15 protein-coding genes are annotated in these 12,150 nt (G+C 64.3%); 7 read left to right on the top strand and 8 right to left on the bottom strand.

What is annotated here, in order from left to right:
• Window positions 1-146: 146 nt before the first annotated feature.
• The 4 genes from RTN46_RS08485 to RTN46_RS08470 form a co-directional block, all read right to left on the bottom strand.
• Window positions 147-1,835: a DUF222 domain-containing protein gene (locus RTN46_RS08485; protein WP_312180556.1), complete on the bottom strand. Its 1,689-nt coding sequence runs from the start codon at window positions 1,833-1,835 to the stop codon at window positions 147-149.
• 323 nt (window positions 1,836-2,158) lie between these two features.
• Window positions 2,159-2,827 carry a DUF1992 domain-containing protein gene (locus RTN46_RS08480; RefSeq protein WP_312180554.1) on the bottom strand — a complete coding sequence of 223 codons (669 nt, stop codon included), beginning with the start codon at window positions 2,825-2,827 and terminating at the stop codon, window positions 2,159-2,161.
• A 492-nt stretch (window positions 2,828-3,319) separates the two neighbouring features.
• The gene (locus tag RTN46_RS08475) at window positions 3,320-3,796 is read right to left on the bottom strand and encodes a YbaK/EbsC family protein (RefSeq protein WP_396157522.1); all 477 of its coding nucleotides are present in this window, start codon (window positions 3,794-3,796) and stop codon (window positions 3,320-3,322) included.
• Between the two features lie 188 nt (window positions 3,797-3,984).
• Entirely contained in the window at window positions 3,985-4,854 is an 870-nt protein-coding gene (locus RTN46_RS08470) for an aldo/keto reductase (protein ID WP_312180550.1), read from the bottom strand.
• Window positions 4,855-5,180: 326 nt separating this feature from the next.
• Between RTN46_RS08470 and RTN46_RS08465 the strand changes: the two genes are divergently transcribed.
• On the top strand, window positions 5,181-5,762 hold the full coding sequence (locus RTN46_RS08465) for a dihydrofolate reductase family protein (protein ID WP_312180549.1): 582 nt from the start codon (window positions 5,181-5,183) through the stop codon (window positions 5,760-5,762).
• Window positions 5,763-5,815: 53 nt separating this feature from the next.
• Here the strand turns inward: RTN46_RS08465 and RTN46_RS08460 are convergent, their stop codons facing one another.
• Complete coding sequence (locus RTN46_RS08460) at window positions 5,816-6,349, bottom strand: CGNR zinc finger domain-containing protein (protein WP_312180548.1); 534 nt, start codon at window positions 6,347-6,349, stop codon at window positions 5,816-5,818.
• Between the two features lie 334 nt (window positions 6,350-6,683).
• On the opposite strand from RTN46_RS08460, the gene RTN46_RS08455 reads away from it, so the two are divergent.
• Window positions 6,684-7,517: an SDR family oxidoreductase gene (locus RTN46_RS08455; protein ID WP_312180546.1), complete on the top strand. Its 834-nt coding sequence runs from the start codon at window positions 6,684-6,686 to the stop codon at window positions 7,515-7,517.
• Between the two features lie 144 nt (window positions 7,518-7,661).
• On the opposite strand, the gene RTN46_RS08450 is transcribed toward RTN46_RS08455, so the two are convergent.
• The 3 genes from RTN46_RS08450 to RTN46_RS08440 all read right to left on the bottom strand — a co-directional run bounded on the left by RTN46_RS08450 (window position 7,662) and on the right by RTN46_RS08440 (window position 9,689).
• Window positions 7,662-8,420, bottom strand: a complete 759-nt coding sequence (locus RTN46_RS08450; RefSeq protein ID WP_312180544.1) for a M15 family metallopeptidase — start codon at window positions 8,418-8,420, stop codon at window positions 7,662-7,664.
• A gap of 148 nt (window positions 8,421-8,568) precedes the next feature.
• The gene (locus RTN46_RS08445; protein ID WP_312180543.1) at window positions 8,569-9,117 is read right to left on the bottom strand and encodes a DUF664 domain-containing protein; all 549 of its coding nucleotides are present in this window, start codon (window positions 9,115-9,117) and stop codon (window positions 8,569-8,571) included.
• Window positions 9,118-9,230: 113 nt separating this feature from the next.
• A complete protein-coding gene (locus RTN46_RS08440; protein ID WP_312180542.1) occupies window positions 9,231-9,689 on the bottom strand; it encodes a hypothetical protein in 459 nt (152 codons plus the stop codon).
• Between the two features lie 133 nt (window positions 9,690-9,822).
• Here RTN46_RS08440 and RTN46_RS08435 point away from each other — a divergent pair, with 133 nt between their 5' ends.
• The 5 genes from RTN46_RS08435 (at window position 9,823) to RTN46_RS08415 (ending at window position 12,142) form a co-directional block, all read left to right on the top strand.
• The gene (locus RTN46_RS08435) at window positions 9,823-10,110 is read left to right on the top strand and encodes a hypothetical protein (RefSeq protein WP_312180540.1); all 288 of its coding nucleotides are present in this window, start codon (window positions 9,823-9,825) and stop codon (window positions 10,108-10,110) included.
• A 9-nt stretch (window positions 10,111-10,119) separates the two neighbouring features.
• Window positions 10,120-10,491 (top strand): serine/threonine protein phosphatase, encoded by a 372-nt coding sequence (locus RTN46_RS08430; protein WP_312180538.1) that lies wholly within the window; start codon window positions 10,120-10,122, stop codon window positions 10,489-10,491.
• Between the two features lie 76 nt (window positions 10,492-10,567).
• A complete protein-coding gene (arfB, locus tag RTN46_RS08425; RefSeq protein ID WP_312180537.1) occupies window positions 10,568-10,990 on the top strand; it encodes an alternative ribosome rescue aminoacyl-tRNA hydrolase ArfB in 423 nt (140 codons plus the stop codon).
• A gap of 138 nt (window positions 10,991-11,128) precedes the next feature.
• Window positions 11,129-11,578 carry a DUF2871 domain-containing protein gene (locus tag RTN46_RS08420; RefSeq protein ID WP_396157520.1) on the top strand — a complete coding sequence of 150 codons (450 nt, stop codon included), beginning with the start codon at window positions 11,129-11,131 and terminating at the stop codon, window positions 11,576-11,578.
• Window positions 11,579-11,602: 24 nt separating this feature from the next.
• Complete coding sequence (locus RTN46_RS08415; protein WP_312180534.1) at window positions 11,603-12,142, top strand: hypothetical protein; 540 nt, start codon at window positions 11,603-11,605, stop codon at window positions 12,140-12,142.
• Window positions 12,143-12,150: the final 8 nt, after the last annotated feature.

The following is a 12,150-nucleotide window of genomic DNA, read 5'->3' as shown; positions in this document are numbered from 1 at the left end:
CGTTGGCCCGCGGGTCACATTGCATCCCGCCACCCCGTGAGCTCGGTTCGCCGCCCACACCTAATCAGCCAGCAGGACCGCCCCTCTGTATGGTCTTATGCCACCCGGGCAGGCGACCTGCCAACCCGTTCCCGCCGCTCAGTCACTCAGAAGGGCGGCGGGTCCAGATCCTGAAGGTTTCCGTCCAATCGGTGCATGCTTTCACCGTTGCCTTGGTTGCCCTGTCGGATAGCAGGGGCCGGTAGATTCCACTCTCCTTCAGGCGCCTTCCCGGTACCAAACCCGAGCATCGGTGCTGTCCGGTACCTGCGTCCAGTCGGCGACGTCCATTGGATGCTCCCCGGCTCTGGCTGCGTGGCCTTCCAGTGTCCGAGGGTTTTGAACCTGTGGTGCTTTGGACACAGATGTTCAAGGTTCGAGTGTTCGGTGTTCCCGCCCTGAGCCCATGGCCGGGTGTGGTCGATCTGCGAAACCTGTGCGTTCACTCCGCAGCCGGGGAACCGGCAGGTGCCGTCCCTGGCTTGGAGCCAACGCTTAAGGCCGGAGGGAATTCGCCGACGACGTCCAACCCCAAGGATCGCCCCGGTCGTTGGGTCCTGAACCAACGGCGTCCAGGAAAGGGCCTCATAGATCATTCGGCGGCCTGCTTCGGGACTCAGCGGACCGTAACCATTGAGTTCCACCGGGGCTTCATCCATCCCCGCGAGGGTGTCGGCGTTGATGAGGACCATAACCTCCGTCCGCATTCCTTTTCTGTGTGCTCCCCGCTTCCGGGAGCTCACCTTTCTGCCATACGGTCTGCCCGGCGTTCCAAACCCACTAGCGTCACCCGCGCTCGCGGACGATTCGGTCTTGTGGGTGCCGGGTTCCCCGCGGGGTCCAGAGACCTGACCATGTGTCATCGTCCCGCCCGATGCCGAACGATGACCGGCTGGGGGCATCCGGCGGCGGGTAGAGGGCTGGTCGGGTATGGGTGCTCGGTCCTGCGAACCTACTTCCCCGCCATCTCCAAGTCTTGTGGCAGGAAGCCTTCCATCAAGCAGCAGCGAACCCAGGATGTCAGCCCGCAACTGGTCCATGGAACGCTCGTCCCCTGCTGCTTTCTCGCTGCGGGCTGCTACAGAGAGTGCCGTGTGGATGGCCAGGCCGTTTTCTGCGGCAAGAAAGGCTGAGACGCAAGACATTCCGTCAGGTAGCGCCTCAAAACAGACACGCCGCTTCGCCAGGGCGTCCTTATGCCGCACTGGAATGGTCCCTGGGAATAGGGATTCTCGCAGTCTTCGGGCTTTGGCTGTGAACCGCGCCGCGGTGAGCCCTTCAGCATGGGCGAGCAGGTCTGTTTCAAACTGCGCCCGCGTGCTGCAGGCAGAACTGCCCTCAAGAAGTCCAAGCAGATCCTCGCCGCCGGATTCATCCGCGGTTCCGCCCTCGCGTTCGTCATCCGGAACGTACTGCACCTCATCGAGCACGACCCTGGCGTGCTGATAACTGATTCTGCCTTCCGAGAGCCGTTCCAGTGTCTGAATGGTCCCGGTGCAGAGGTTGTTTGATTCGTTGACAAGGCGCAGCGCGCTCATGTGGGGCAGGTGGAGAATGGCGCCGACCTCGGCGGCGGCGAGGCTCTGTGCCCACGCGTGGTCCTCCCTGCCAGCAGTTTGGACGATGTCACGGGCGAAAAGCTTCTCGATACGGGCCACAACCTGCGCCTGCTGCGCCTGTGCCCAGGAAATCAGGGCACCGAGCCTCGCAAGGGTGTGACCGGCTTCGTCCGCTGTCAAAAAGCCAGGTTCCTTCAGCGACAGCCTGCCGTCGAAACCATTCGGGAACGTTTCCACAGCCCCGGTGGGAGCCTGCTCATCCACGCAGAAAACCGCCAGGGTGGCACTCCTGCCAGAACGCGAAGGCGTGCCGGAACCCCTAGCGTCAGAACCGGTGGTGCCCGAAGAGCCGTTCATAGCTCAAGGCTTTCATCCGGCACTGACATTTGAGGGCCAAAATCGTGCCTTTTCGGCTCTACCAAATACGGGATATCTGCCGTTAACTACTTGCTTTTATTGGGCCACAGCTGACTGAATACGGGTACTGCTGACGTAAGGCTCCTACACCCGTGCGGGACCGCGGAAAGAGCACCGGTTCCCTCTCTAACCGGCTCCCCCGTCTAACCAGCTCGTCCCGGCCCGCCATGCCGCAGCCTCCCAAGCCTCCGCAGCCTCCCAACCCGACCAACCCGACCAACCCGACCAACCCGACGCCACCATGGCACCTGGGGTTCGCCGTCGGGTTCGGGAAGCCCCTCCGGATCCCGGCGTTCGTGCCAGCGCCGAACCTCAGTCTCGACGTCGCGCAGCTTCGTAATCACCGGAGGGCCTCCCAGCAGCTGCCTGCGGGCCTCGATAATGCGTGAATTGAAGTCCTCGACAGTCTCCCGGACCTGGGCCTCGGAAGATTTCGTGTCAAGGATGCCGTCGAATTCGGCGTCCTCAACACGAAGCAGCAATGCAGGAGGTCCCAGGCCGCTGAGATTCTCGCGCTGGATAAGTCCTTTGATCCACCAGTCGGGATCGTGCCCCTCCCCCAGACCAGGTATGGGTTTGCCCGCGTACTTCAGATTGTCGAACTCACCGCGCATCATTGCGTCACGGATCAAGTAGTCCGCCTTTTCTGCCGGATCGACCTTCTCTTTCCTCCGCCGCAAGTCGGCTTCCTGCTCAGTTTCCGCCGCCTCACCACCGTTCTGAGCTTCCTCACCGTTCGGAGCTCCCTCGGCACGGACCCGTGCGGCCCGCTCCATTCTTCGCCGGTAAGCATCGGCTCCCCGATTGCCCATCGCTCCCGCAGCCTCCTCACTCTGAAAGTCCTGTCCCCGCCCCTCGCAGTCCCCCGTCAACAGCTCGTCAAGGGCGTAGCCGTGTCGCCCATCCGGGCGGAATCCGGCACGACGGCGGTTGGCTGGTTCGGGTGGCCTGCCCCAGTGGTTTTTCCTTCCACCCTGCGCGCAGGGCCGCGTGGGCGTCAACCGGTATAGCAGCAAGGCCACGTCTAGGGCCCCGCGCTTTTGCCGGGCTGCGGTGGATTCAACGGTCCCGCGATGGGATCGTTCGTGGACAGCCTAGCCAATTACCGTTGGTATGACCTTCCGGATTGAAACGGGCTCAGGATCCTTTCGCTATCAACAGCATTCCAAAGCAATTTCCGGATTAGTTCGGCGTTCCTTAGGCGATCGACAAATAAGGGGGGCGCCGGCGACAGCGACTTATAAGAATGCGCGGTAAGTCCCCAGCTGATCCTCCTGAAACGGGTACCCGTCCAGCCGCTCAGGTCAGTCGACCTGCAGTACGTTCCCGCCCGTGAGCTGAAGCAATTCGGCAAAATCCGTCCGGAAAACCGAGTAGGGCGTACCGGCGGCAACCCAGACGTCGTCGTACTGCTCAAGGTCGCGGTCAATAACCGTCTGGACCGGTTCCGGATGGCCAACCGGAGACACCCCTCCAATCACCTGCCCGGTGGCAGCACGCACCTGCTCGGGAGCGGCACGCTTGATCTTCGCCTTGCCCAACCGGGAAGCGAGCGCGGCGGTGTCCACCCGGTGGGCGCCGCTGGTTATCACCAGGAGAGGATCGCCGTCGGCCATAAACACCAGGCTGTTGCCGATGGCACCGACCTCGCAGCCCAGTGTGTCGGCGGCCTCAGCAGCAGTGCGCGCGGATCCGTCCAATTCAATGACCTGGGCAGCGGAGCCCTTGTCCTCGAGTACGTGCTGCACCCGGGCAGCGGCCGGTGGGAGCTGGGAAGACAACATGCAGCGAACACTAGCAAAGCGCATCACCGGGACGGCGGAAGCAGACCCGGGAAACGCAGACCCGCCAAGCGCCGGCCGGACCCGGGCACCACAGGGCCGGACACCCCAGGAACCTGACACCCCAGGACCGGGACGCCCCCGGAACCTGACACCCCAGGACCCGGACACCCCAGGACCCGGACGCCTCAGGACCGGACGATATCCTGCGGATCCGGGCCACCGCGGACGCCGGTATCCAACGCACTGATATCGGACACCTCGGCCGCCGTCAGCGCAAAATCGAAAATGTCGATGTTTTCCGCGATCCGCTTGGGTGTCACCGACTTCGGAATTGCGCAGATCCCGAGCTGAATGTCCCAGCGCAGGATCACCTGGGCGGGAGTCTTGTGATATTTGGCGGCCAGGGCCGTGATCACTGGATCCTGCAGCGGATCCTTCGTCCCGGCGGCGTCGGACGAGTACCTGTTCACACCCCCTATCGGCGACCACGCCTCAGTGAGGATGCCGTGCTCCAGGTTGAATGCCCGGATCTCGGGTTCGCTGAAGTACGGATGCACCTGGATCTGGTTGACCGCCGGTACGACGTCGGTGCGCGCCAGCAGTTCGGCCAGCTGTGCAGTTTCAAAATTACTCACGCCGATGGCCCGGACGCGACCCTGTTCGTACAGCGTCTGGAGCGCCTGGTAGGCGGCCACGGTGGCATCAAAGTCCGATGGCAGCGGCTGGTGCAGCAGGTACAGATCCAGGCTGTCGAGGCCCAGTTTCGCCAGGCTCGCGTCGAAGGCCCGGAAGGCGGAGTCGTAACCGTAGTCGTCCACCCAGAGTTTGGTGGTGATGAACAGTTCGGCCCGGTCAATCCCGGACTGGCTCAGCGCCGAGCCGACCTCTGCCTCGTTCTGGTACGCCGCCGCGGTGTCGATCAGCCGGTAGCCGTTGGCGAGGGCGGTCTCCACGGACACGGTGGTCCGGGCAGGAGGATTACGGTACACACCGAAACCCACGGCCGGGATCGCGGTGTCGTTGTTCAACGTCAGCATCGGCATGACTGCGGTCATCAGGTTCTCCGATTCAGCCAGAGCACGGGTAATGGGCGGCTCGGGTTCGGTTGTGGTCCCGTGACGAAACGTTCAACCGGCCGGCCTCCAGGAAGGCGAACCCTGTTTGCGGCCCGATGAACGCTACGGGACTTCATGTACTGAGGCAATGGATACAACAAATAGTCTCCAAACCACTCTTTTCGTTCCTCTCCGGAGGTGCATCAGCCCCGCCGTGAGAGTCGCAGCGTGAACTTCCTTCAGCAGGTTAATCCGCCGCGAACCGCGAGCCGCTAATCTAGGGGCATTCCAAAGCACTGGGGGCATTCCAAGGCAAGGAGAGCGCAATGGGCAAAGTGGTCATGTACGGCTCAGTGTCGGTGGACGGCTTTATCGCGGACCAGAACGACCAGCCGGGCCCCCTGTTCGACTGGCTGTCCAGCGGCGACGTGCCGTTGGACGAGAGCGGCCAGTTGAAGGTGTCCCAGACGTCTTACGACTACACCCGGCCGTACTGGAACCAGATCGGGGCGACCGTCGTCGGCCGCCACGTCTTCGACCTGACTGACGGCTGGGACGGGAAGCCTCCGGGCGGGGTCGACCATGTGGTCGTCGTGACGCACCGGCCGGAGCCTGAGGGCTGGGACCCCGAGGCACCGTTTTCCTTCGTCAACGGCGTCGAGGCAGCCGTAGCCAAGGCGCAGGAGCTTGCGGGTGACCGCCTGGTCGAGGTCGCTGCCGGCGACGTCGGTGGCCAAGTGCTTGCCGCGGGCCTGGTCGACGAGGTGCGCCTGGACGTCGTACCCGTCGTGTTCGGGTCCGGCAAGCGCTATTTCGGGTCGGTCCATGCGCAGCACCTGCTGGAGGATCCTGACCTGGTGCTTCAGGGCAACCGGGTGCAACACCAGCGCTATCGGGTGCGCCGTTAACCGATCTGACCCCGCTTCGGATCCAGCCCGTCCCCTACTACTAAACCTAAATGTTAGGGCCGCAGTGCCCGGTGCCGGCGCACCGCAGCCCGGTTGCCGCACCGCACGGAACAGTACCGCTGCCGTCCGTTGCGGGTGATGTCGACGACGACGTTCCGGCAGGAGTCACCAGGCGCCAGCCCAGCTTCGCATCGGCTCAAGCGGGTCATTCCCCTGGTGGTCAGGTGCAGGGCCGTCCCCACACTGAAAACGGCCAGCAGCGCCTCCGCCATTGATTGTCCCTCGTCCCGGTAGTGCAGGTGCCAGCCTTCCCCGTTGTGGTCAGTGAGACGGGGATACGCCGCCGCGTCTTTCATCAGCGCATTGAGCAGGATGGCACGTTGGTCTGTCCCACTGGCATCCACGATCTCCAGCCACCGGTCTACGACTGTCCTGATCTCGCCGTGGTCCGCGGGCGACTGCGCGAAGGCCGCCGTCATACCGTAATCGCGGGTCCGGTCCACGATCCCGCCGCGGGTCTGGGGCCAGTCGTTCGCCAGCGACGCGGCCAGCAGTACTGCGTACTCTCCGTAAGGGTTGAGATGCATAAGGCCATTACAGCATGCTCGACACTATGAAAACTCAAAAACAGCCGGCCAGCACCGGCTTCGAGCAAACGTGCGAACACGGGTGGGCCACGGCATCCACACACCCCACGTCGCTGGGAACCGTCGTATACCGGGAATGTGTCCGCTGCGGCGCCTACCGGGTGGAGCTCCACGAACCCGGTTCCCTGATGCCCTCGGCGCCTCTCAGCCGTGCCACTCCCCAGGCAGCGGAAACGCCCTCTGCCATTCCCTGCGCTCTGGCCGACAGCGGAACCCCGGGGTAGTTTACGAACGGGACAGGGCAGACGAACCGTGGAGAGAACTGGAGCGGAACATGACAGCTAACGTGTTGGTAGTGATTGGTGCTGGCGGCATGGGACAGGCTGTCCTGCGCAGGTCAGGTGCGGGTAAGAAGATCCTGCTGGCCGATTTTAACGAGGCCCTGCTTGAGGATGCGGTGGCTACCGCCCTGGCGGAAGGCTACGACGTCGCTTCCCACAGCGTGGATGTTTCCTCACGAACGTCGGTTGCTGGCCTGGCAGCAACCGCCCGGGAACTGGGCACGGTGACCGGCGTCGTCCACACGGCCGGCCTCTCCCCCGTACAGGCGCCGGTGGAGGCGATCTGGAAAGTCGATCTATTCGGTGTCGCCGTGGTGCTGGAGGAATTCGAGAAGGTGATCGCCCCCGGGGGTGCCGGCGTCGTGATCTCCAGCATGGCCGCCTACATGGCAGGCGGCCAGATTTCCGCCGAGGACCTGGCCAGCCTCGCCGCGAAACCTGCCGCCGAACTCCTGCAGCTCCCTTTCATCACAGCCATCGATAATCCGGGGTACGCCTACAGCGTGGCCAAGCGCGCCAACCAGGTGCGGGTCCAGGCGGAAAGCGTGCGCTGGGGCGGCCGCGGGGCACGGCTCAACAGCATCAGCCCGGGCGTCGTTTCGACGCCGATGGGACAGCAGGAGCTCGCCGGTGAGTCCGGTGCGCAGATGCGCGCCATGATCGAGGGCTCCGGCACCGGCCGCCTCGGCACGCCGGGCGACATCGCCAACGCCGCAGCATTCCTGCTCAGCAGCGACGCCAGTTTCATCACCGGTGTGGACCTGCTGGTCGACGGCGGTGTGGTGGCTGCCTTGGACAGCGGCCGGCGCAGCCGTGAGGCAGGCTGATCCGGGAGCTGTTGGAGCGTTCCCGGGGGAACCGGGCCGGGCGGCCCGGAGGAACCGGGGGAACCGGGCGAACCGGGCGAACCGATACTATCCAACCCACCGAACCGGCGAACCGGTCCTATCCAACCCGGACGCTGGTTGTCCTCAGTACCCCGGGGCGGCTGGAAGCCCGGCGTACTCTTCCAAGGTGATTCCGGCGCCGGCCAGCTTTCCGGCAAGATCCACCCCTACGTAGCGAAGGTGCCATGGTTCGTAGTCGAACCCGGTAATACCAGCCGCTCCATCCGGATATCGGACAATGAACCCGTATTTGGACGCATGGGCAGCAGCCCAGGCACCGGCAGGTGTCGTGTCGAAGCAGGCCTGGAGCGAGCAGGCGCCGTCGGGGTTGCCGATGTCCACAGCCAGGCCGGTCTGATGCTCGCTGTATCCGGCCCGTGCGGAAATGGATTCGGCGGCCGAGGCCCCGTAGTTGTCAATGTAGGACGCATGCAGGAGGGCCTGGGCGTCGGCCGGCCGGAAGCCGCTCACTGCGCTCATGCCCACGCCCTCTGCGGCGGCGTCGGCGCTCATCCGCTGGTACGCGGACGCTGCCTCAGCCCGCAGCGTCACTCCCCCGGCGTCTGCCAGGTCCTCGGGCAGGTAGGCGGGGTCCGTGAGGGGACGGGCCTTGTTAACCACAACACTGATGCTCTGCGGTGAGTCGTAGTCCGGTGCTGCCGTGCTGGCCGTCTGGCCCTGTTCCGGATACGGGGCCTGCCCCTGTCCTAACGTCGGCTGCTGTCCCTGCCCCTGCGGCGGCAACTGATCCTGCTCCGGACCGGTCCAGAAGAGGAAGGCGAGCAGGCAAAGACACACACCGGTGATCAGTGCGATGTGTGTGTTGACGTGCTGGCGCGGCATGCAATTCCTCCACCGCAACTTTCCCACAATCACAGCTTCCCCGGCACCATCGACGCGAGTGCGGGGACGTGCGGGGGGGTGGCGAAAGGCAGCAGGGCCCAGGCAAGCAGACTTGGCGACAGCCGCGCTCCGGTGGGACGGCCCGCGGTCAGGCCGGAGGATTCTCCCCCACGAGTCCATCGATCGATTCGCGGATCAGGTCGGCGTGCCCGGTGTGCCTGGCGTATTCCTCGATCAAGTCGATCAGCATCCGGCGCAGGCTCCTGTCCCCGCCGGCGTCTGTCGTAGGAAGCAGCTGATCTAGCCCGCCTCTTTGCAGTGCTGCCGCGAGGCTGCGCCGTGACCGGGCGACGGCGTCGTTCCACATTGAGTAGAGCTCCTCCGGGCTGTCATTGGCGGCCGACCGCCAATCCCAGTCGCGGTCCTTCTCCCAATCAACGGTGTTCCATGGGGCGCCGGGGTCGCTGCCCGAGAGTTTCCAGGAGAAATAGATGCTCTCGATGCCCGCAAGGTGCTTCAGCATGCCGCCCAGGGTCATCGTGGAGGACCCCACCGTGACGCCCAGCGCAGCCGCGTCAAGCCCGGCGGACTTCCACGCGAACGTGGCACGCTGCCGGTCCAGGGAGCCCAGCAGGGTGGTGGTCTCGTCTCCGGCCTGGGGCAGGTCCGTCCGGCCTCCGGGATCATTGGCGCTCATGAGCGCAGACACTACCGGCCGTGAAGGGCTGGGAGCCAGCAGTAGAAGCATTAGCGGGCTGCCCCGCTGCGGCCCCGGATCTGGATTCGCCAGCCCTGCACTGGCATGCCCGGCTAGCCCGCCACGGTGATGTACCTGCCGCCCAGCTGGTCTGCGAGGTTTTCCATCTCCGCCGCGGTGGGCGGCGCTTCCCCGGTCGGGAGGACCAGGACATGCCAGTTGCCGCCTTCAGCGACGACCTCCGGCCCGTTCTGGGAATTTGGCAACATGTCGGAGACTTTCGCACGGTCCGCCTGGTTTTCATAGCGGACCAGCTGAACGGAGTCTGAGCACATGGCGTACTCGGGCAGATAGCCGTCGAACATGAGGGTGACCGGCTCCGCGCCCGATTCCGGTTCGCAGTCCAAAACGCGGGAGACGGCGTCGGAGAGCTCCTCGATGGAACCAAAGTCCGAGAGCTCCGCCGGCTCTTCCGCGGCGCCTGCGGAGCACCCCGCCAACGCTGCCGCTACAACCACCCCGGTTCCTGCGAGGAACGTGTTCACGGCGTGTGTCCGCCTGTGCTTGATCATCTTCTATCCCCCTGGAAACTTGAGAAACACGCCTGCTTTGCTCACACGGTAATATCCGGCATCCTAGCCTGCTGTACCGGCTGGATCGCGGCAAAACGGTGGACAATGGTGGCTTCGATGGAAGGAGAGGACCATGACCGATCTTCAGTGCCCGGCCACCGTCGTCCTGCTGGCCAACCAGGCTCCGGTTCCGGCCTGGCTTGGACGGCTCCGCGTGGCCGGCGAGTATGAAATCCAGGGTCATGCTGCCCTCCTCGCTCTTGTTGCGGACGCCGCAGATCTGTTCCGCGGCGAAACGTTTGTGGTCAGCGCTCCGTCCGCTGACGGGCAGCAGGCACTGCGGCAGCAGGGACTTCCGACGGCGCTGCCTGCCGTCGTCGAAGTGGACTCCAGCGGCTGGCGGCTGGTGCCGGACCGCTAGAATCTGCCCATGCCCAACCCCATGCCTGCTGAGAACACGTTTGATCACCGGCGCCAGCTCGACGGCGAGCACGTCGGGTACCTCCATATGACCTCCGACGGCGGCTTTGTGCCCTTCGACCTCCTGCACCGGCAGCGGGCTGAGGCCATGGAGCTGGAGGACGCCGAAAGTCTCCTGGATGAACTCGGACTGCGGATGTTCACCGAGGACTGGTGGCTCGACGTCGACGGCGGCGGCCGGATGCAGGTCCTCATCCAGGAAGTTCGGCGCGACCGGGTGCAGGTGGCGCCGTCGGCGGAAGGGGCCATCGCCAAAGCTGCCGATATGCGGGCAACCGTGGAACTGCTCCTGCCGACGAACCGGCTGCACCAGGCGGAGTGACACTGGGGTACGGCTCAGCCTGCATCCGCGGGCTGGGTGTGAGGGCGGCCCAGCGCTTTCGTGCGACGCTGGAACCATGGATCTATTGGTATCGCCGGAGCTGACGATTCCGGCCTCAGAACTTGAGTGGCGGTTCTCCCGTTCCTCCGGTCCTGGGGGCCAGCACGTCAACACCACGGACAGCCGTGTCGCCCTGTCCTGGAACGTTGCGGGCTCGGCTGCGCTGTCAGAAGATCAGCGCGCGAGGCTCCTTCAGCGTCTCAAACACCGCCTGATTGCCGGAGCACTGGTTGTGACGGCCTCCGAACAGCGCTCCCAGCTGCGTAACCGGGAGATCGCCCTGGCCAAGCTCGCCGGGCTGGTGGCGGACGGGCTTGCACCTGCGCCGGCCACGCGTCGCCGGACCAAACCTACCCGGGGCTCCAACTTCCGGCGCCTCGATGCGAAGAAGCAGCGGTCAGCCACAAAGCAGCAACGGCAGAAGCCTTCGAGGGACTAGCCCTCCAGCGATGTGCGCGTCCTTCGGCGTCGTCCAAAAGGTTGACGGTGAGTTCAATACTGTTCGCGATGTTCCGCGGGGTGATCAGTGGTGGAGTTGATGAACGGGCCTCATCCGACTCCTCTCCGTTCGAAAGGAATCCTCCGCTGTGAAGACACTGCTCAACGCGCGTTTATCTACATGCTCGTTGGCGTCGCATCCGGCCTGTTCTACCGCGAGTTCACGAAGCTCAACGACTTCCCCGAGGGGAAGTTCACCCAGCTCGGTCTTGTACACACCCACCTGCTGACCCTTGGGTTCATCGTGCTGCTCATCGTGCTCGTCATCGAGAAGGTCTTCACGATCTCCCGTACGCCTAAGCTGTTCGCATGGTTCTTCTGGCTCTATAACGCCGGCGTCGTTCTCACCTCAGGGATGATGATCTGGCACGGTTCCCTCACAGTTCTCGGACAGGAATCCAACAACATGATCGCCGGCATCGCAGGCCTGGGACATATCCTCATAACCGCGGGCATGATCGTGTTCTTCGCAGCACTCCGCCGGGCCATCGCAGAGCGGGGATCCACGCCGTCACCGTCGGAAGCATAGTCCCACTCGCTCCGGGAGATAACGATGAACATTCCAGCGATTGCGCTCGACGCGGGGGTCGGGTTTGAGTCGCGCTTTGTCTGGCGTTCGGCCGACTACACTCCCGTGCTCGCCGAACTCCTCGTACCGCAAGGATCCCTGCCCCGGCCCGACCAGTGGAACCAACTCATCCGGTGCGCCTTCGACCGGAACCGCAGATACGCAAAGACATTCACCCACGAGCTCCTTTCGGTACTGCCGATCGTAAGACGCCTTCCGCACCGGATAGGCCGCGTTACTGGGAGCCTTGCTGACGGCCGGTTCGGTATGAACGTGCGGATGCTCGCCGACTCCCGCGACCGGAGCTTCCTGCGGGAGATCATTGGCCTCGCCGTCGTCACCTTCCTTGCCGGCATCTTCGGAATTAGGGCGGCCACTCTGCTCACGAGCGACACCGGCCCTCAACTCAGCAATACACTCACACTGTTCCAGGTCTTCGGCTACCTCTTCCTCGTGGTTGCCGGAATCCTCACCCTGCGTGCCCTCTTCGATGTGCTGCGCCGCAGACCGACCCGATCACGATGAAAGGACCC

This window comes from Arthrobacter sp., from assembly GCF_031988865.1.
Lineage (GTDB): Bacteria > Actinomycetota > Actinomycetes > Actinomycetales > Micrococcaceae > Arthrobacter_B.
Note: the sequence above shows the minus strand (reverse complement) of the source record. Positions and strands in the feature narration are given on the sequence as shown.